At 54.1% G+C, this 18,882-nt stretch carries 13 protein-coding genes and 1 pseudogene; 6 read left to right on the top strand and 8 right to left on the bottom strand.

Features of this window, described 5'->3' with window-relative positions; genetic code table 11:
* Nucleotides 1-65: 65 nt before the first annotated feature.
* Both BITS_RS00965 and BITS_RS00960 read right to left on the bottom strand, forming a co-directional pair.
* A complete protein-coding gene (locus tag BITS_RS00965; RefSeq protein ID WP_026642994.1) occupies nt 66-962 on the bottom strand; it encodes a carbohydrate kinase family protein in 897 nt (298 codons plus the stop codon).
* A 70-nt stretch (nt 963-1,032) separates the two neighbouring features.
* Nucleotides 1,033-2,238: an ROK family transcriptional regulator gene (locus BITS_RS00960; protein ID WP_026642995.1), complete on the bottom strand. Its 1,206-nt coding sequence runs from the start codon at nt 2,236-2,238 to the stop codon at nt 1,033-1,035.
* Between the two features lie 350 nt (nt 2,239-2,588).
* On the opposite strand from BITS_RS00960, the gene nagB reads away from it, so the two are divergent.
* On the top strand, nt 2,589-3,377 hold the full coding sequence (gene nagB / locus BITS_RS00955; protein WP_026642996.1) for a glucosamine-6-phosphate deaminase: 789 nt from the start codon (nt 2,589-2,591) through the stop codon (nt 3,375-3,377).
* Nucleotides 3,378-3,473: 96 nt separating this feature from the next.
* Nucleotides 3,474-4,730 (top strand): N-acetylglucosamine-6-phosphate deacetylase, encoded by a 1,257-nt coding sequence (gene nagA, locus BITS_RS00950; protein WP_026642997.1) that lies wholly within the window; start codon nt 3,474-3,476, stop codon nt 4,728-4,730.
* Between the two features lie 196 nt (nt 4,731-4,926).
* Here nagA and BITS_RS00945 read toward each other — a convergent pair whose 3' ends face one another.
* Both BITS_RS00945 and BITS_RS00940 read right to left on the bottom strand, forming a co-directional pair.
* Entirely contained in the window at nt 4,927-5,448 is a 522-nt protein-coding gene (locus BITS_RS00945; RefSeq protein ID WP_026642998.1) for an NUDIX hydrolase, read from the bottom strand.
* Between the two features lie 3 nt (nt 5,449-5,451).
* A complete protein-coding gene (locus BITS_RS00940) occupies nt 5,452-6,987 on the bottom strand; it encodes an aminopeptidase P family protein (protein ID WP_407712183.1) in 1,536 nt (511 codons plus the stop codon).
* Between the two features lie 215 nt (nt 6,988-7,202).
* On the opposite strand from BITS_RS00940, the gene BITS_RS00935 reads away from it, so the two are divergent.
* Both BITS_RS00935 and smc read left to right on the top strand, forming a co-directional pair.
* Complete coding sequence (locus tag BITS_RS00935; protein ID WP_044259201.1) at nt 7,203-8,777, top strand: bifunctional folylpolyglutamate synthase/dihydrofolate synthase; 1,575 nt, start codon at nt 7,203-7,205, stop codon at nt 8,775-8,777.
* A 9-nt stretch (nt 8,778-8,786) separates the two neighbouring features.
* Nucleotides 8,787-12,458 (top strand): chromosome segregation protein SMC, encoded by a 3,672-nt coding sequence (gene smc / locus BITS_RS00930; protein WP_026643001.1) that lies wholly within the window; start codon nt 8,787-8,789, stop codon nt 12,456-12,458.
* A gap of 131 nt (nt 12,459-12,589) precedes the next feature.
* Here smc and BITS_RS00925 read toward each other — a convergent pair whose 3' ends face one another.
* From BITS_RS00925 to BITS_RS00910, 4 genes are all read right to left on the bottom strand, one after another.
* Nucleotides 12,590-13,321, bottom strand: a complete 732-nt coding sequence (locus tag BITS_RS00925) for an aspartate/glutamate racemase family protein (protein WP_026643002.1) — start codon at nt 13,319-13,321, stop codon at nt 12,590-12,592.
* The gene (locus BITS_RS00920; RefSeq protein WP_034534467.1) at nt 13,318-14,562 is read right to left on the bottom strand and encodes a carboxylate--amine ligase; all 1,245 of its coding nucleotides are present in this window, start codon (nt 14,560-14,562) and stop codon (nt 13,318-13,320) included. The genes BITS_RS00925 and BITS_RS00920 overlap by 4 nt, the downstream gene beginning before the upstream one ends.
* Nucleotides 14,563-14,689: 127 nt before the next feature.
* Nucleotides 14,690-16,288, bottom strand: coding sequence for a UDP-N-acetylmuramoyl-L-alanyl-D-glutamate--2,6-diaminopimelate ligase (locus BITS_RS00915; RefSeq protein WP_044259200.1), 1,599 nt, complete (start codon nt 16,286-16,288; stop codon nt 14,690-14,692).
* Nucleotides 16,289-16,688: 400 nt separating this feature from the next.
* Nucleotides 16,689-17,456: an exonuclease domain-containing protein gene (locus tag BITS_RS00910; RefSeq protein ID WP_026642736.1), complete on the bottom strand. Its 768-nt coding sequence runs from the start codon at nt 17,454-17,456 to the stop codon at nt 16,689-16,691.
* A gap of 108 nt (nt 17,457-17,564) precedes the next feature.
* On the opposite strand from BITS_RS00910, the pseudogene BITS_RS00905 reads away from it, so the two are divergent.
* Together BITS_RS00905 and BITS_RS09625 are read left to right on the top strand one after the other, a co-directional pair.
* Nucleotides 17,565-18,168, top strand: a pseudogene (locus BITS_RS00905) (sigma-70 family RNA polymerase sigma factor); the annotation flags it as partial.
* 146 nt (nt 18,169-18,314) lie between these two features.
* Nucleotides 18,315-18,578, top strand: coding sequence for a hypothetical protein (locus BITS_RS09625; protein WP_026642737.1), 264 nt, complete (start codon nt 18,315-18,317; stop codon nt 18,576-18,578).
* Nucleotides 18,579-18,882 lie beyond the last annotated feature (304 nt).

Genomic DNA, 18,882 nt, shown 5'->3' with positions numbered 1-18,882 from the left:
GACAGGTCTCAGCACTCAGCTGAATCACCTGTCACGCCTGTGTGAAGGAGAGAGGGACTTTGGATTTACAATCCGGCCTCAGACAGATAGTCAGTCATGGCCTCTGGATAGGTAGGCCATGCTCCATCCTTGGTGCATACGAAGGCGGCGGTGTTCACGGCCGCACGGTGTGCCTCGGAGAGTGTTGCGCCATTGAGGATCTTCGCGGTGAAGGTTCCGGAGAAGGAATCTCCTGCGCCGACAGTATCGGCAACCTCCACATGTGGAGTGGAAAGGGTGGAAGCCTCGCCCGAGCGTGAAATGATGGTGCTGAAGGTTGAACCGCCGGTGAGGATCACGTAATCGAGGCTGAACTTGTCCATGAACCAACGGCATGCAACCTCATCGGAAGTGCCGCGGATGTTGAACAGATCACGCAGCAGGAGCAGTTCTGCGTCATTGAGCTTGAAGACGGTGGCCTGCTGAAGCAGCTCCTCGATCAGCTCCTTGGAATAGTGGTCGCCGCGGATGTTGATATCGAAGAACTTCATGGCACCCGGCATGGTGTGTTTGAGCAGTTCGACGATGGTGTCATGCGATTCAGGGGAGCGCAGGCCCAAGGTACCGAAGCACACGGCGTCGGCGCGTTCCACCAATTCGATGAGCTCACGCGTGAACAGGATGTGATCCCATGCCACATTCTTGACGATGGTGTATTCAGGAATGCCGTTCTTCAAAGCGACATCGACAGTACCGGTAGGCCATGCATTGCGCTGGATGATGGATTTGATGCCGGCTTTCTCGGTCACGTCTGCCAGTTCATCGCCCAGTTCATCCTGGCCGACAGCGCTAATGGCATAACCCTCGGTACCGTTCATCATTGAATGGTAAATGAAGTTCACCGGCGCACCACCTGCACGCTTGCCTCCAGGCAGCATATCCCAGAGCAATTCACCGAGTGAGAGAACGATTGGCTTGGACATTGGTTTTCCTTTCCTCGTGGTTGTTATTACCGTGTCCGTTGTGGAAATTTGTGCTTGGCGTCAGTTCTGTTTATGTGACGTCAAAAAACATGGACGGCCGATCCAGAAACTCCGTTATGGCCACGGCTGCAGCTCCTGAAACGGCAGCGTCGGTTGGCAGTTTCGATACTTCCACCGATGTGGTGGAGGCAAGTTCGTCGATGACGCGTTCGTGGATGATATCGCGCACTGCTTGCATCAGGGGTTCTCCTGCCTGGGGGACGATATCTCCAAGAATAATGCGTTCCGGGTTGAAAGCGTTAACTATGGTGACGCAGCCGTATCCGATGATGCGTCCGATTGCTCGGACCATGCCCTGTGCCTGCGCATCGCCTTGTGCCGCCTTGGCGAACAATGCGATGCACGCCTGCGAATGCCCCATTGCCTCGCTTTGTGGAATGATGTTGGATTGATTGATCTCCTGGTGGATCGCCACCGCTGAACAGTACCGTTCAAGACAGCCGACATTGCCGCAATCACACGGTCTTCCGTTGATATCAATGCTGACATGGCCTATTTCGGTGGCAGCTCCCAATGAGCCGTTGATCAGTTTGCCGTGATCGAGTACCCCTAGGCCCACACCCTCGCCGACCAGATAGTATGCCATGGTGTCGCAGTCGTCATGGTCTGCGAATAAATACTGTGCGAGGACTCCTGCACGCGCATCCTGCTCAACAAATACCGGTACGGAAAACGCTGTGGAGAACTCTTCGAGGAAGTTCACGCGTCGCCAGCTTTGCATTGAGGAAACTACCGCTGTATGTCCTGCATTGCGCAAATACGGACCGGGAACCGCCATGCCGATGGCGACTATGGAGCTATCGCCGGAAAGCAGGTCTTCGATGCGTTCATGAATGGTTGTCAGTGTGGAATCGATTGTCGAATCGCTGACTTCGGGCAAATCCTCCAGATGAAGGGTTGTGCCGTTGAGATCAAACACCCCGATCTCTACGAGGCTTCGGGCGAATTTCACACCGATGATATGGAAGCGATCGCTGTCCAGTTTCAGACCGATTGAGCGCCTGTTCTTGCTGCCTTCGATATCGCCGGTTTCTTCGATGACGCCTGCTTCGAGCAGTCTTGCGGTTATTTTGGTGATGGCTGCGGGAGTGAGTCCCAATGCCTTGGCGATTTGCGCCCGTGAGCTGATGCCGTTGTTATAGAGGTGACGGAGTACGCAGGAACGGTTGTGCTCGGACAGTGATGCCTGTGCAACATTACTGATCTGTTTCCTCATGGTTCACCTCCTAGATTCGAGGCTGGAATTGTCCGTTCGCCATTGAATCTGAACTGAGTTCATATATTAACGGCGTTAATTTATTATGGCAAGCATTCGGATTTCGGCGTGTCGGGGTGTGTCGCATGTTGTCATCCGATGCAAAGCAAATATGAGAGATGGTCAGCACTCATGCATATTAAATTAACAAAACTAACTAAAATATAATGCTGTTATATATAGGTTGTGGGGAGGTTGTACACTACTAATCAGAAGTTCGTTTCGTATTGATTGCGAAGCGGTCTGACCGCAACGAGGACGTTGCCGGTACATACGGCCATGGCCGTTGAACGAAGAAATGAGGCATGCAAATGGCAGAAATCATCATTGTGGACTCACAGGAACAAGCAGGCGATATTTATGCGCACTGTGTGGCCGATCTCATCGAGAGCAAGCCGAATGCGGTTTTGGGCTTGGCCACCGGATCGAGCCCCCTGGTGGCATATGAACGACTGGCTGCATTGATCAAGGAACGAAAGCTTGATGTCAGCGGTGTTCAAGGCTTCGCTTTGGATGAGTACGTCGGTCTGGATCCAGAGCATCCCGAGTCGTACCGAAGCACCATCAACCGCACGGTGACTGTGCCTCTCGGATTGAATCCGCAATCCGTGCATGTCCCTAACGGTGATCCTGCAGGGCTGCAGACAGCAGGTGCGGCTTATGACGCAGCCATTGAAGAGGCCGGTGGCATCGACATCCAGATTCTGGGCATCGGCTCTGATGGCCATATCGGTTTTAATGAACCAGGCTCGTCCCTGGCTTCCGGCACTCGTATGAAAACCTTGACCGAGCAGACCCGTATCGACAATGCACGATTCTTTGACAACGACATCGAACAGGTGCCTGTGCACTGCATCACCCAAGGCATAGGCACGATTATGAAGGCGCGGCAGCTTATTCTGCTTGCATTCGGCAAGGGCAAAGCGGATGCAGTGGCGGCCGCAGTCGAGGGCGGGGTTTCGTCATTGTGCCCGGCTTCCGCATTGCAATTCCATCCACACGCGACGGTTATCGTTGACGAAGAAGCTGCTTCCAAGCTTATCCATGCCGATTATTACCGGTATGCATACGAACACAAACCCGAATGGCAGCGCATCTGAGTTGCGTGAAGTATCTGCCGACAGGTATGCCTCTCCTGTCCACCGGTTTGACAGATGCGTTATCGGTGGGCGGGAGTGCACAATAAGGGGATGACAATGGAAGAATCTCGACAGCAGCAGGCTCGCCAAGTAAGCGCTGCGGTAACCGGTCCGGCGCAGCGCCTCGCAATACGCCACGCCACGCGCATCGATGCACGTGGAATCGCTGCACAGGCATGGTTGCTTAGCGACAATGGCGTTGTATTGGCACAGGGCGCGGGAGGTGACAATTATCGGGCGGCATTGCGTGCCTATGGCATGGAGGATGCCGAGAACGTCACCATAATCGATGCGCAAGAAGCTCTTATGCTTCCCGGATATGTGGATCTTCATGCACATGGCGCATGGCAGCATTCCTTCGATGATGGTCAAGAGGCCATTGCCGTGGCAAGAGCAGGGCATGCCATGCATGGCACCACCCGACAGGTGTTGTCATTGATTACCAACCCTGTGGATGTGATGTGCCGAAATCTGCAAACCGTTGCGCAGATCACCAAGCAAAGGCCCGATGTTTTGGGCTCCCATATGGAAGGGCCCTTCCTTGCACTCTCCCGCAAAGGCGCCCATGATCCCGCATGTCTCATAGCGCCTGAAGCCGGCATAGTGGAGCGTTTTCTTGATGCTGCACAAGGCACCTTGAGACAAATCACCATAGCGCCTGAATTGCCTGATGGCATTGACGCCATACGAACCATAAGCGCAAGCGGTGCAGTGGCTGCAGTAGGGCATTGCGATGCCGATTATGACACTGCCAAGCGGGGCTTCGATGCCGGCGCAAGATTGATGACCCATATGTTCAATGCCATGAATGGATTGCATCATCGCAATCCGGGGCCCATTCCGGCAGCAGTGGAGGATCCTCGTGTCACGATTGAGTTGATCAACGATGGATTCCATGTCCATGATGCCGCTCTGCGCTTGGCTTTCCGCATGGCACCGCATCGTATCGCTCTTGTGACGGATGCCATGGCTGCGACGGATTGTGATGACGGCTCGTATCGCTTAGGTGAATTGGAAGTCACCGTGGAAGGCGGCCACGCCCGTCTGGTTTCCAATGGCGCCATAGCGGGATCCACTCTCGTGCTCGAGGAGGCTGTGCGAAGAGCGGTGCAAGTGTTGAGCGTGGATCCGGTGCAAGCGGTTGAAGCGGCAACGCTTACGCCTGCGCGGGCTTTGGGATTGGATGTGCCCAATTCGATTACCGAGGCGCCTTTGGGTTTGTTGAGTGATGGCTATGCAGCTGACATTCTTCTGGCGGATCCAAAGGATTGGTCGGTGCAGCATGTGTGGTGCGCAGGACGGCAAATCCGATAACTAGGACTCAATTTGCGTGGGGCGATTAACGTGGAACGCGGAAGATGGCGTTATGCCCCCACAGCGACGCGAGCCGGCATGTTTTGAGAATGCTGCGGTTGCCGCATGAATCCGAATGTGTGCAAAAGCAACGGGCTTGGCCAGGGAACCCCTTGGCCAAGCCCGTTGTGGTTTGCGCGTATGCAACTAGCTCTGGCTATTGCAGCTGACCTGCAAGCATGAACAGCGTGTGCCCCTTGCCTTGTTCCTCGAGTGAACGGAAGTGCTTGAGCAATCCCAGTCTCTCCACACTGCTCGCAGTGATCGGATCCGGCAAGTCATCGGGGGAGAACCACCCTACGCTCAAGCTTTCCTCGTCTCCGACAAAGGCTTGCGTATTGCCTTGAGGATCCAGCTCGCACAGGAATAGGTGATCCATATATTGAGCATAGTCTCCATTGGCATGAACGGTGGCGGTGTCCGCGTTGATCACGGAAACCAATGCGGACACTTTCGCATCCACGCCGGTCTCCTCCTTGATTTCGCGCACAACCGTATCCGCAGGCTGTTCCCCGGGCTCGCATACGCCGGATACCAGAGCCCATCGGCCGGTGTCGGAACGCTTGCCCATAAGCACTTTGCCTTGAGCATTCTCGACTATGGCAGTGACTCCGGAAAGAGGCAGTGTAGCGTGCCCGATATGCTTGCGCAGTTCCAATATGAAATCAGGAGTGGGCATCATTCACCGTCCTTGTGCGACTTGGCGCATCCATGCTTCGACATCATCGATTTCGCGAGGGATATCCTTGGAAATCCATTCGGGTCCATGCTCGGTCATCAGTACGTCATCCTCAATGCGAATGCCGATGCCGCGAAGCTCCTGCGGAATAAGCAGATCGTTCTTGGCGAAATACAATCCAGGCTCAATGGTGAATACCATACCAGGCGTGATGGCTGCGCCTTGATAGGATTCATATCTTGCCTCCGCGCAGTCATGCACATCCAGACCAAGATGATGCGCAACGCCGCAGGCAAGCCAACGACGATGCTGCTGACCTTCAGGGGAGAGGGATTCTTCCACATCGACTTTCAGAATGCCCCACTCATGGAGTCGCTCAGCGATGACACGCATGCATGCATGATGAATATCGGAGTAAGTGGCACCCGGCTTGGCGGCTTCAAAACCTGCCTGCTGCGAATCGAGCACTGCCTGATACAGCTTGCGCTGCAAAGGAGTGAACGTGCCATTCACGGGGAAGGTGCGCGTGATGTCGGCGGTGTACAGGCTGTCAACCTCGACTCCGGCGTCCACCAGCAGCAAATCTCCGCTTCTCACCACACCGGTATTGCGCGTCCAATGCAGAATCGGAGCGTGCTCACCTGAGGCCACGATCGTGTCATATCCAACCTCGTTGCCCTGTTCGCGTGCCACTGAATTGAAGGCACCTTCCAAGATGCGCTCGGAACGGGGACGGTCCTTGGCCTGCGGGATGGCCGAAAGCAAGCGATCGAAACCGAGCTTGGTGGCGTCCACCGCTTTTCGCAGTTCAGAGATTTCGTATTGATCCTTGATCATGCGGGCTTCGGCGGCAACCTCATGCAGCTTGTCATCGGCATGGGAATTGGCATCCTTGTCGGGGAAGCCATTGGCCTCACGAATACTCTCAACTCGTGCAGTAAGTGCCGGGTCTGCGGTCGAGACGATGCGTACGCGCACAGAACCCGCCTGAGCTCCAACATCCTTAGAAAGGGCATCCTCAAGCTGAGCGATGTCATGCGTTTCCAAGCCTGTCATCGCAGTCAATTCCTTGAGTCCTGCACGAGGTCCGACCCAGTATTCGCCGTAATGAGCGTCCCTGTAATAATCCTCGGTGGAATTGTCAGCTCGTGGAGCCACGAAGAGCTCTGCAGTATGCGTCTTGCCAGCGTGTGCCTCTTCGCTGTCCGGATCGACCGGGTCCAGCACAAGGACGGCTCCGGCTTCATAATCCTGACCCAAACCTGTGTAATAGGAGAAGGAGGTGTCGGGACGGAAGGCGTAATCACAATCATTATTGCGCACCTTGGGCTGTCCTGCTGGAATCACCAGGCGTTCGCCGGGGAATCGCTTGCCCAATGCCTCGAGTCGGGCAGGAATGTATTCGCTGGACTCCAGACGTTCGGTTTCAGGCTCCTGGTTATCCCATCCGGTGACCATAAGCTTCTTGAATGCATCGCTATCCGGACGAAGAGAACGATTGTTCACGCGGTCTTCAACCGGCTGGTCCTCGCCATGCATCTGTGCTTCCTTATCCTGTTCTTCTGCGCTCTGTGTAACGGCGTCGTTCATGCACATCTCCTCTAATATCGGCCAATGGAATGCTTCACAGCATATCCTAGTCACCGCTATGCCACCGGAGTAATATCGCTGTGACCATATTCCGTGATGCCGATGGCACCATCTAGAATATGTGTGTTCATAGAGTGCGAAAGTCAAAGGGGCACAGAGGTTTCATGTCTGTCGAAAATCCGAATCGTAACGGGGCCACCATAATCGATGTCGAACGTGATATCATGTCCCGGCCGCCTGAGCACAATACGACGAATCTGGATCTTGACCGCATGAATCTCATGTTGGATGTTATGGGACATCCTGAGGAGTCATTCAGGGTGATCCACGTGACCGGAACCAATGGCAAGGGTTCAACGGCACGTATGGCAGAAGCCATATGCAGGTCCTATGGCATGCGCACCGGTCTGTATACCTCTCCGCATTTGGAGAAAATCAACGAACGCATTGCCATCGACGGGCAGTCTTTGTCGGATGACGCCTTTGTGGATGCCTGGGATCAGGTCAAGGATCTGGTGGCTTTGGTCGATGCTCGTATGGAAGAGCAGCACAAGCCCAAGATGAGCTTTTTCGAAGTGCTCACATCCATGGCAATTTGGGCGTTTGCCGATGCACCTGTTGATGTGGCCATCATCGAAGTGGGAATGGGCGGTACTTGGGATGCCACCAATGTGGTGGATGCCGATGCGGCCATTATCGGGCCGATTGATATGGATCATATGCAATGGCTGGGCAATACCGTTGAGGAGATCGCTGGGGAGAAGGCCGGCATTATCAAGCCGGGATGCACAGTAGTGGTCGGCCGGCAGCCCCACGAGAGCGAAGTGATGCCGATTATCGAAGAAGCTGCGCGGAGGAACAATGCCACCGTGCTGCGTGACGGGGAGGAATTGCAGGTGCTTTCGCGTATGCCTGCTGTCGGCGGACAGTTGGTGTCCTTGCGAACCCCTCAAGGGGATTATGCCGAAGTTCCTGTGGGCAAATTCGGTGTTCATCAGGCGCATAATGCATTGGCCGCACTGGCCGCAGCCGAAGTGGTGATACCGGTGAACGGCGCACTTGACGGCGATGTGGTGGCACAGGCCCTCTCCACGGTGAAAGTGCCGGGACGCATTGAACAGGTGCGCACCTCGCCGACGATCATTATCGATGGCGGACATAATGTGAATGCCGCTGAAGCATTACGCGATGCGCTGGAAGAGAATTATGATTTCCGCCAACTCGTCGGCGTTGTGGCAATGATGGCCGATAAGCAGGTTGAGGATTATCTTGGCGTTTTGGAACCCTTACTCAGCCATATCATCGTCACCGAGAATTCATGGCATGAAAGGGTCATGCCCGCCGAAGAACTTGAGCGCATTGCCATTCGCGTATTCGGTGCTGATCGCGTCACACGCATCAACGATTTGCCGGATGCCATTCAACAAGCGGTGAATATGGTGGATGCCGATGATGATCTTGGCGTGGGGTACGGTCATGGCGTGCTGATTTGCGGCAGCTTTGTTACGGCTGGCGATGCAAGGACGATGCTCAAGGAGCATATCAATCCCGATCTTGCCAAACCCAAGTCCCAACGTGTGAATCCTGCACTGGTCGAACCTGAGCCTGCACATGATGAAGCGGAGGATCGGGACGATACGGAGGATGCAGCCGAATCGTTGCCTCAGAACGAAAACGAGGCATGGGATGATCCGCTGGCGACCATAATGCCAGATGACGGTAACGAAGATCTGGCCTAAGGCATATCCATGCATTTGAAGGAACTGACACTCCGCGGATTCAAATCCTTTGCTTCGGCCACCACGTTGCGGTTCGAGCCTGGGATTACCGCGGTTGTGGGGCCCAATGGTTCCGGCAAATCCAATATTGTGGATGCTTTGACATGGGTCATGGGAGAGCAGGGTGCCAAGAATCTTCGTGGCACTTCCATGGAAGACGTTATTTTCGCGGGAACGTCAACCCGTCCTCCATTGGGCAGGGCCCAGGTATCGCTCACCATCGATAACTCAGATCATGTGCTGGATATCGATTACAGCGAAGTGACGATAAGCCGAACCATATTCCGCAATGGCGGTTCGGAATATGCGATCAATGGCACGCCTTGCCGACTGCTGGATATTCAGGAATTGCTGTCTGATACCGGACTCGGCCAGCAAATGCATGTCATTGTCGGACAAGGCAGATTGGATGCCATATTACGAGCGGATCCCAGCGGGCACAGGGCGTTCATCGAAGAGGCGGCAGGAATTCTCAAGCATCGCAAGCGTAAAGAGCGGGCCTTGCGCAAGTTGTCGAATACCGAATCCAATCTCGCTCGTTTGGATGATCTTCTTCGTGAGATCCACAGGCAATTGGGGCCGCTGCGCCGTCAAGCGGCGGTTGCAAGGCGGGCTGATGCCATACAAGTCACTGTGCGGGACGCCCAGGCACGATTGTATGCCGATGATGCATCCAATTCATTGAATAAGCGCGAGATCACGCGCAACAAACTTGGTGAAGTGCGCGCGCAGCTGCATGCCCGGCAGCAAGAGTTGACACGAATCAAGCTGCGCATTGAGGAAGTGGAAGCCTTGACTTCCCAGTCGAATCCACACATGGCTGAAATCAACCGGATGTGGCAGGAACTCACACAGATCGAAGAGAGGCTCAGATCCTTGGCCACTTTGGCACAGGAACGATCTCGATCCATGCTCGGGCAAATTGTTGAGCATGTGGGCGAAGATCCCGATATGTTGGAACAACGAGCCGCAGAACTTTCCAAACAACGTGCAGACCAGGAAGAACAGGTCGGCAAGCTGCGCATTGCCTATGACGAGGCGACGGAATACAGGGCGGATACCGAGAAAAAGCTCGCATCCATGAGGCAGACCCTGACGCAATTGCGCACAGTGGCCAAGCAGCATGATGAGCAGATCGCCAGTCTCAAGCAGTTGGTATCTCGTAAGGAATCAGCCATGCAATTGGCCTCCAGCCGTATCGAGGACTATGCACATAGACAAGAGCAGTTGGCTGCACAACTTCAGGAAGCGAGGCAACGACTCGAGCGCAGCGAACAGGAGTCGCAACAGGTCCACGGCAATGAAGATGAGGCCCTCGACACTGCGCGACAAGCATTGGGAGTTCGTCAGGACGAGCTCGAAGAGCTGGAACGCCGTCATCGAGACATTGAATCGCATATCATAGCCTTGCAAGCCAAAGCCGATGCGCTCAACGACACCATGAGTGGTCGCAATGCCTCAGGCGATTTGCAACATGATGACCATGTGCACGCCTTGGGCATGCTTACCGATTTTGTGCGAGTTCGCGAGGGTTGGGAGGAAGCGATTGCACAAGCGCTGGGCGCATTCTCTTCCGCAATTGTTGTCCAGGATCAGGAAAGCATGCTGTATGCGGTGCAACGTGCCCATGATGAGCGATTGGGCAAGGCGGTTATGCTTCATCCGCTTGTCCAATCGCACAACACGCCGGACGCTTCGCAAGACGACAATACAAAGCTTTCAGCGGCATCGTTGATCTCGGCGAATCCGCATGCACAAGACAAAACGCTGTCCGATCAGGTCGTGCTCGCAGTGCGTTCGCTTGTTGCGCATACGGCGTGTGCTCAGAATCGTGTGCAGGCACTCGCATTTGTGGAACAAGGATCGTGGGATGCTGCGATAACGCAGGATGGAGAGATATTCCGTACAGCGGCTGCCATAGGAGGATCGAGCCTATCCCAGAGCAATCTTGCATTGGTGGCACGCCGCGATCAAGCTTTGGAACGCATCGCCACGCTGAAACAAGAACTGCAGGAATGCGATGCACAAGTCAGTCAAGCCACACTCTCGCGGGATCAGGCCAGACTCGAAGTCGATCGCTGCGCCCAAGCGAAAACCGAGGCCAGGATCAAGGCGCAGCAGGCTGCCCAACATCTGCGTGAGTTGAAGCAACGTGTGCAATCTTTGGAGAAGCAGATTCAAGAGGTCGAGACTTCCGGGGCGCGAGTGCGTGATGAGCGATCAGAACATGAGCATGCTCTAGAAGATTTACATAATGCCCTGCAAGAGGCAATGGCTTCTCCTGAAGGACATACCGATTTCGAAGAAATGGGAGAGCGTGAGCGCGATCTGCAAACCAAACTCGACGCCGCGAGAGAAAAGGAACTCACCGCCAAAATAACGTGGAACGATGCCACCAAGCGTGTGCAGTCGTTGGAACGCCAGAGTGATTTGCTCAAAGACCAAGCGAAACAGGCACGAGAGCGTCGAATTCGTGTGGACCAGCTCAATAGGCAGCGCAGACAACGTTCCGAACATGCCCTGCGCATCGCCCATGATGCTTTGCAGGCGGCGGCATTGGTGCAGCGGGATATCGAAGAGGTGGTGAAACGCCGTGAACGTATTCAATCCGAGCTCTCAGGCCATGATGCGCAGCTGAAGTCATTGCGTAGCGAACGCAATGATATGGAACCTCAAGTCGACCAATTGGTCAAACAGGAACATGCCTTGGATGTGGAACGCGAACGTTTGGCCACGGTGCACGGTCAACTGGTGCAACGAGTGTCGGATGAACTGGGCATGGGCCTAGAGGAATTGGTGCAGGAATATGGCCCTGACAAGCCGGTTCCTGTTTTGGATGACGATGGACGCCCTGTGGAATTGCATCCCGAGGACGCCGATCCAAGCGAGCAGGGCGAGGCGACGCCTGACGCCCCAACCAATGCCGAAGCTAGCGATAAGATGCAGTACCGCACGGTGCCATATGTGCGTGCTGAACAGATGCGACGTTTGGAAAAAGCCCGCAAGGATCTCACGGCTTTGGGCAAGGTGAATCCATTGGCGGCTGAAGAATTCGAATCCCTCCAATCGCGCAATCAGTATCTCCATGATCAGCGCAATGATGTGGCGCAAAGCCGCGATGATCTCATGCAGCTCATCAAGGATCTGGATGCCACAATGGTTGAGGTGTTTGCCAAGGCCTTCGAGGATACCGCAGCTGCGTTCCAAAAGGTGTTCGCGACACTGTTTCCGGGCGGGACAGGCAGGCTGCGATTGGAAAATCCCGATGATTTGCTCACCACGGGTGTTTTGGTGGAAGCAAGTCCTGCTGGGAAGCGGGTGAAGCAATTGAGCCTGCTGTCAGGCGGCGAGCGATCGCTCACCGCATTGGCGCTGCTGTTCGCCATATTCACCGCGCGACCCAGCCCCTTCTATGTTATGGATGAGGTTGAAGCGGCTTTGGATGATATCAATCTTTCGCGTTTGCTCAATGCCTTGAATGAACTGCGCAAGCATGCACAGCTGATCATCATCACGCATCAGCAACGGACCATGAGTATTGCCGATGCCTTGTATGGTATTACGATGCGATCAGATGGTGTGACCGCGGTGGTCAGTCAGAAACTCGAGCGCAGCACGGATGACGATTCCACAGCGGTGTGAGCGCCGCTTCGCCTTTTTTGAACAGAACAGAGCGACCACATCGGCTCCCGACAATCCAATGCTCAGATCGATCTGGGTCCATGGATTGGTCTGAGCAAATCGGTCAACTGCACGAGTTGAGGTGGATGCTGTTATTTCTGCTCCCGCAGTTGTTTGGCACGTGCCACGCTATCTTCCACCACAATGGCCTGAGCGTCAATAATAGGAAGACGGGGCATAGGGAAGGCTTCGTTGAGAACGCTGAGTTCCGTGCAGCCCAATACCACCACATCACAGCGATACGGTCCGTTGTCATCAAGCATTTTGTTGATGACGGCGAGATACCGGTCTCTGTTGAGATCGCCAGAACCCTTCACATCGTCATAAATCAGGGAATCGATACGCTTTTGCAGAGTCTCGTCCGGAGCCACATAGGTGTATCCGGCCCCTTCGATCTCGTGCTGATACACGCCGCAAGCCCGTGAGCCTTCAGTGCCCATGAACCCTACGCGAGGATGCGTAGATGCCGGATACACTGCGGACATGCGTTCCACAGCCCCACGTGGCATATGCATTATGGGCACATCGGTCAGGGCTTGGAAGCGCTCAAAGAAATAATGCGCCGTATTGCAGATGAGCACAATAAAACTTGCGCCCATGGCAGAGGCCTTGGCAATGTCATCCGCAATAACGGGGAAGGGATCCTCTGTGGATGTGCCAAGGATAAACGCCGTGCGATCGGGAACCGAGGCGTCGTTGAACACCACATAATCCAAATATTCCTGATCCTTATGGGCATGGGTGGCCTTGTTGACAAGTCGTATGTAGCTCTCGGTGGCCAGAGTTCCCATGCCGCCCAAAACGGCGAAGAATGGACGTTTCATTTCAAATCCGCCTTTTGCTTGAAGAATTCAGCGTATCGCTTGACATAAATGGAATCCATATGCCGGAGCATAAGCCAGCGCTTGAGATGACGATCCTTGTCGTATTTCAGCGTCGAACCCCAATTGCCTTTTGCGAGCATGTCCAGACCGCGGTTCTTATCGTCGCTGGGGGCCACATAGTCGCGGAATATGGAATGCGGGATTTGCAGCCACAGCTTGTCGCCGTGCGCATACAGGGTATTTCCGTCAAATGGTGTGTCCTCAACCAGGTCATCCACAAAATACTTGGCAAGATTGCAGCCATTGAGCGTGACGAAATAGCTGGAACGTCCTTGGCGCAAATTGATCTCAAACAATTTGTATTCGCTGTCGCGTTCGTCATATTTCATATCGAAATTCGCGACGCCTTCATAGCCGATTGCTTCGAGGAAGGCTTTGATGCGGTCGAAAACACCTTCATTGTAATCGGGGATAATCGCAGCATAATTGCCAACGGCCTCGGGGGTTGGGTCTTCAAGCAACGGGTGGCCGAGCATCATCATCCGAACGCGGTGGTGATGGTCCACATATGCATTGAGTACGCGCATACGGCTATCGTCACCAGGAATGAAATCCTGAATGACCATATCCGCTTCATAGCCGGCATCGTAGGCGCGGCGAATCAGCGTGTCCAATTCCTCAGGATTATCAATGATGAAGGCCTTTTTGCGGCCGGGGAAGTCAATATCCAGCCAGGCTGCGGAATCAACCGGCTTCATCGCCACGGGGTAGGGGAATGGCAGATCGGTATGATCCCCACGGGACACGCCCTCCTTGGTCACCACCTTGGTTTTCGGATGCGGCAGACCGTAGCGCTCGCAGGTTTCATAGAAGGTGCTCTTGTAGCTCAGCTGTCGGTTGAGCTGAGGGTCAAGAGTGTTGTATACGAAGTATTCGCGGAGCCGGTCACCGCTATGGCTTATGAGATTGGCATACAGGTCACCGCAGGGAATGAGTAGCAAAACCGTATCGGGGTTTTCGGCCTTCATACGCTTGCCGAATCCGATCAATGTGGACACAAAGGTATCCAGCTGGTCGAAGTCTTCGACAATATGGACATTCATAATCGAGGTGAACTTGGTCGGAGACAGCTGGAAATGAGCGAATGCGGTGGAAATGATGCCGTATTGCTCATGGAATGCGCGTGCCATGCCATAGGCGTTGATATCGCTGCCCAAAAGGACCGGATGGAATTGCTTCATGGATATTCACCTTACTCTGTGGTGGTACTTCGACGATGCACGAAGACTATGCTTATGTGCGAATCAATCTGTTTCGGAATCGTTTGCGTTCGGTCTTGTTGATAAGACCTGCGCACTGGGCGCGGACTCAATCATTGAAATCGTTTGGAATGTGCAAGGTCTTCAGCATCCGACGCACAACATTGGCATCTCCCTCGTATGGAATGCGCTTGCCATTGACCACATTGGCGGTTTCACTGCCTTTGCCGATAACCAATACGATATTGAGCCGGTTCTCAGCATATTGCGCCGCTTCTTGCAATGCCTCTTCCACAGCTCGTTCTCTGGGCAGCACCACATGGGTTATCGCCTCGGGATCCTTGACATAGGAGCGCATCTCCTCGGCGATGCTTTGCGGGTCCTCACGGTTGGGATCGTCCATGGTGAAGTAATAGGAGGAGACTTTGCCCTCGGCTGCTTTGACTATGCCTTCGCGACGGTCGATCGCTTTGCCTCCTGTGGAACCGGAAACCAGGATTATGCGCGGATTTCGTTCGGCAAAATGATGGCCGATTTCATCCACCAAGGTTTTGGTGCTCAGGTAATTATGCGCATAATCCACATAGGCGATCAGATTGCCGGATCCGAATCGTTCCATACGTCCAGGAACCTGCACGTTTTGCATGGCACGCATGGCAGGATCATGGGGCTGGACTCCGGCATGCAATGCTATGGCTGCCGCAGCTGCAGCGTTGAGTTCGTTGAATGAACCGGCCATGGCCAGTTTCATAGGCTCTTGACTGCCTCCATCGATGGTCGTGCCGTCCACGGAGAGCGTGAATCGAGAGGAATCCTGCTCATCCGGTGTCGCCAGCACATTTGCATGCGTGAGATGCCCGGTTTCCGGATCATGCAGTGCGAAGGTTGTGGTGGGGGTGTGGTGTTGTTTGGCGTCTTGGGTGAGCAGGTCGATGTGTGTGCTGTCGGCGCCGAGGATGAGGGTGCGGCTGTTGGCGATGAGTCGGCGTTTGCTGTAGAGGTAGTCTTCGAAGGTGGGGTGTTCGATGTCGCTGATGTGGTCGGGGCTGATGTTCAGGAAGGCTCCGATGTCGAAGGTTATGCCGTGGACGCGGTGGACTTTGTAGGCCTGTGAGGAGACTTCCATGACCAGGTAGCGCATGCCGTTGTCCACTGCCGTGCGCATCATGCGAAACGCATCCAACGACTCAGGAGTCGTCAGATCGGATTCTTCATAGGTGTGCCCGTCAAGGCAATTGTCGACTGAGGAAAACAGTGCCGCTTTGCCCACGGAATATGCATTCAGCAATGCTTGAGTGAAGTAGGCCGTGGTGGTCTTGCCTTTGGTGCCCGTAATGCCGATCATTGCCAGATCACGCTCTGGATGGCCGTAGAATGCCGCGGCTAGCAGACTCATCGCCTTGCGCACATCATGAACGATCAAGCCTGGGGCTTTGGTGGCATATGAATAGTCTTTTTCAGCGACATATGCCGTCAATCCTCGCGAATCGGCGTCGCGGAGGAATTCTGGACGGAAGCGTCCTTTGATGAACAACATCGTGCCAGGAATGATCTCGCGTGAATCATAGATAATATGCTGCACTTGGGTATTGGCAATCTGGGGTTCGGGCACCAGCGACCACATTTCTCCGCATATGACTTCTCGTAACAAACCGTGCTTTTGGAGCAATTCGGTTGCGCAAGCCAATGTGAGTCGTGCCGTATTCATAGGGATGTGCCTTTCGCCATGTCTCATTCACTGCTCTGTGATGCTAGAGAGCCAAGGTTTACATATCGTTGAGTCTTGCTGAAGATTATCTTATAAGTTATCGACCGAAGGCTGAAATTCCAGTAGCGAAATGAATTTCATATGGACGCCCATATAGGGATGCAGTGGTGCTGCGCATGGTATGCAACGGTGCAATGTAATATCCCGCTGTGCAGTCGCTCAGATGGCCGATGCATAGCGATAGGAGACGTAGGGAATTCAACTCATCTTGGTGAGAGATATGGAGGGATGCAGTTGGCTACATCCGGTAGAGCTCCGCGAGATGCCCCATATGAACAAAACAGCGGTCTTGCCTGCATCGGATGCATAGGCGAGACCGCTGAAGCCCTTTAGATGTCGATTACAGCCAGGAATCGTGGATTGGGGCGCGGCCGCGTCCCTGCAGCCAGCGATTGAACGATTCCTGCCAGGTGGCGTGTGCCTGACGTTGCCAATCCATTAATTCGCCCATGCTCAATCTTCCCAGCTGGGGATAGAGCGTGGTCATAGGGCCGATAAGGTCAACGGCGGCAACCGTGTCGGCTGTGGCGTCATGAAAATCACCCTGTGGTTCGACGCCGTAATACTCGGTGGTCGAAGCCAGATTGCGTCTTCCGGAACGCCTGGAAACGGCACGATCCAATACTAGAGGATCGACAACAAGTAATGAATAATCGGTATTGTCCGCCGCTTCGCGTTCATCAAGGGTATCCAGGCTCCAACGGCGCAGATCACCATTGAGCATATGAACATCAAAAGGAGCATTGTATGCGAGCAAGGGAATGCGCTTGCTCTGGGCTTGGGTGATAACTGCAGCCAAACCGCTGAGTGCACGCTCAGGCTCCTGCCCGTGTTCCTGAAGATAGGCATCGGTAAAGCTATTGATCTGGCTTGCACGCGGGTTCATGGGCCTATGCGGATTGATAAGCCATTCCGCAACCACATCGCCCTCGGATCCCATTTCAGGGTTTCGCAGCACCAATGTGGCCGAGACGATGGCGTCCTTGCCTGCGAAAGTTCCTGTTGTTTCAGTATCGAATCCAAGCAACCATGAGCGATCCAGGGTGGTTTCCTCGGTTTGTTTAGGTGCTAAGGCGACGGCGTCCGCAAGGCGTTCAAGAGAAGTCATATGGTGTATTGTGCGCTCACAAATCGACAAGTTGGCATGAATCGCCTCTCGCATCGCCACAAGAGCCGGGGCGACATACCACAGAAGCAAGAATCTCCTTAGCTTAGAATGGAGAGCGTGACTGATGAGCAGACCGAGCCAGAACAGGAAACCGTTGCGCAAAAACGACAACGCTTCGAACGCCTTGCCATGCCCGCTGTCAATACACTGTATCGTCAGGCTATGCGACTGACCAATAATCCTGAAGACGCTCAGGATTTGGTGCAGGACACCTTTGAACGGGGATTCAAAGCATTCGACAGCTTTCAGCCGGGCAGCAATTTTGAAGCGTGGATGACCACCATTGAACGAAATGCCTATTTCAATCAATACGCCAAGGCGAAGCGTCGTCCGAAACGCGCCAACGATTCCACCGGGGAATATGACGACTGGGATATCTATTCCGCATCCGAACATGCTTCGGAAGGATTGAAATCTGCAGAGCAAGAGTATTTGGATGCCTTCGCTCCTGAGGAGATCATGTCCGCTTTGGCGAAATTGAGTCCGGAAAGACGGCAGGTGTTCATTGACGCCACTATTGATGGCAAGTCATATCGCCAGATTTCCGATGAGCAAGGGGTGAAAATCGGTACGGTTATGAGCCGCTTGAACCGCGCTCGCACCCAATTGCGTCGAGAGTTGGCATCCTATGCCCGTGACCGGGGGTATGGTGGTGTGAGGTCTGCACATGAGGTCGAAGCGGGGAATTCACCAAGCGCGAAAGCAAAATCCGCGCATACAGGCCATAATGTGAAGAACCGCCTCTCGTCGACACCGCGAGAGCTGGTTGTCCAATCGGCGCAAGGAAAAGGAATCGGCATGAATGGGACTTTTGGACGTTATAGCCGTATTTCAGTAACCGAGCGCACCGCCGCTGGAGTTTCTCATACCGAAGTCGTGGTTAATGACATGCCGGTGCATGATGAGGATTGTTTCGACCCCTCGTGTTGCGATGCAGACGAACGCGCACTTATTGTCGGCCTGCGTGCATATTTGCGTCCCGATCATGCTCCGGAATGCCTTATGAAGCGTTTGCAGGAGACTTTGGATCAATGCTGCCGCGATATGAGCGATGAAGAGTGATCTCTGACGGATACGCGGTTTGCAATGTGCATGCATAAGCATTGCATATGACGGAACCGTATATCTGGGTTATTGGCCAGAATGTGTGTCTGAAATCGCCTCTCATGCCTTGTGCTGCAAGGTCTGAGAGGTGTTTGAATGTGGCGGTGGGGACTTTCGAGGTCGGCCAGAATGTGTGTCCGGAACGGGACGTGGCGCGTTGCGGGGCAAGGCCTGGGAGCCGTTTGAATGTGGTTGTCTGAATGGTATGAGAACCCACTTTGCCCGAATGCCACGGAACGATGAAGAAGAACGGGAAGACCTC

It is taken from the genome of Bifidobacterium tsurumiense, assembly GCF_000741765.1.
GTDB classification, from domain to species: Bacteria; Actinomycetota; Actinomycetes; order Actinomycetales; family Bifidobacteriaceae; genus Bifidobacterium; species Bifidobacterium tsurumiense.
This window is presented reverse-complemented; position numbering and strand designations above follow the sequence as displayed.

What these genes read in the sequence shown, in the direction of transcription:
- BITS_RS00965 (WP_026642994.1), bottom strand. Translation starts at nt 962, where the DNA reads ATGTCCAAGCCAATCGTTCTCTCACTCGGTGAATTGCTCTGGGATATG.
- BITS_RS00960 (WP_026642995.1), bottom strand. Translation starts at nt 2,238, where the DNA reads ATGAGGAAACAGATCAGTAATGTTGCACAGGCATCACTGTCCGAGCAC.
- nagB (WP_026642996.1), top strand. Translation starts at nt 2,589, where the DNA reads ATGGCAGAAATCATCATTGTGGACTCACAGGAACAAGCAGGCGATATT.
- nagA (WP_026642997.1), top strand. Translation starts at nt 3,474, where the DNA reads ATGGAAGAATCTCGACAGCAGCAGGCTCGCCAAGTAAGCGCTGCGGTA.
- BITS_RS00945 (WP_026642998.1), bottom strand. Translation starts at nt 5,448, where the DNA reads ATGCCCACTCCTGATTTCATATTGGAACTGCGCAAGCATATCGGGCAC.
- BITS_RS00940 (WP_407712183.1), bottom strand. Translation starts at nt 6,987, where the DNA reads ATGCATGGCGAGGACCAGCCGGTTGAAGACCGCGTGAACAATCGTTCT.
- BITS_RS00935 (WP_044259201.1), top strand. Translation starts at nt 7,203, where the DNA reads ATGTCTGTCGAAAATCCGAATCGTAACGGGGCCACCATAATCGATGTC.
- smc (WP_026643001.1), top strand. Translation starts at nt 8,787, where the DNA reads ATGCATTTGAAGGAACTGACACTCCGCGGATTCAAATCCTTTGCTTCG.
- BITS_RS00925 (WP_026643002.1), bottom strand. Translation starts at nt 13,321, where the DNA reads ATGAAACGTCCATTCTTCGCCGTTTTGGGCGGCATGGGAACTCTGGCC.
- BITS_RS00920 (WP_034534467.1), bottom strand. Translation starts at nt 14,562, where the DNA reads ATGAAGCAATTCCATCCGGTCCTTTTGGGCAGCGATATCAACGCCTAT.
- BITS_RS00915 (WP_044259200.1), bottom strand. Translation starts at nt 16,288, where the DNA reads ATGAATACGGCACGACTCACATTGGCTTGCGCAACCGAATTGCTCCAA.
- BITS_RS00910 (WP_026642736.1), bottom strand. Translation starts at nt 17,456, where the DNA reads ATGACTTCTCTTGAACGCCTTGCGGACGCCGTCGCCTTAGCACCTAAA.
- BITS_RS09625 (WP_026642737.1), top strand. Translation starts at nt 18,315, where the DNA reads ATGAATGGGACTTTTGGACGTTATAGCCGTATTTCAGTAACCGAGCGC.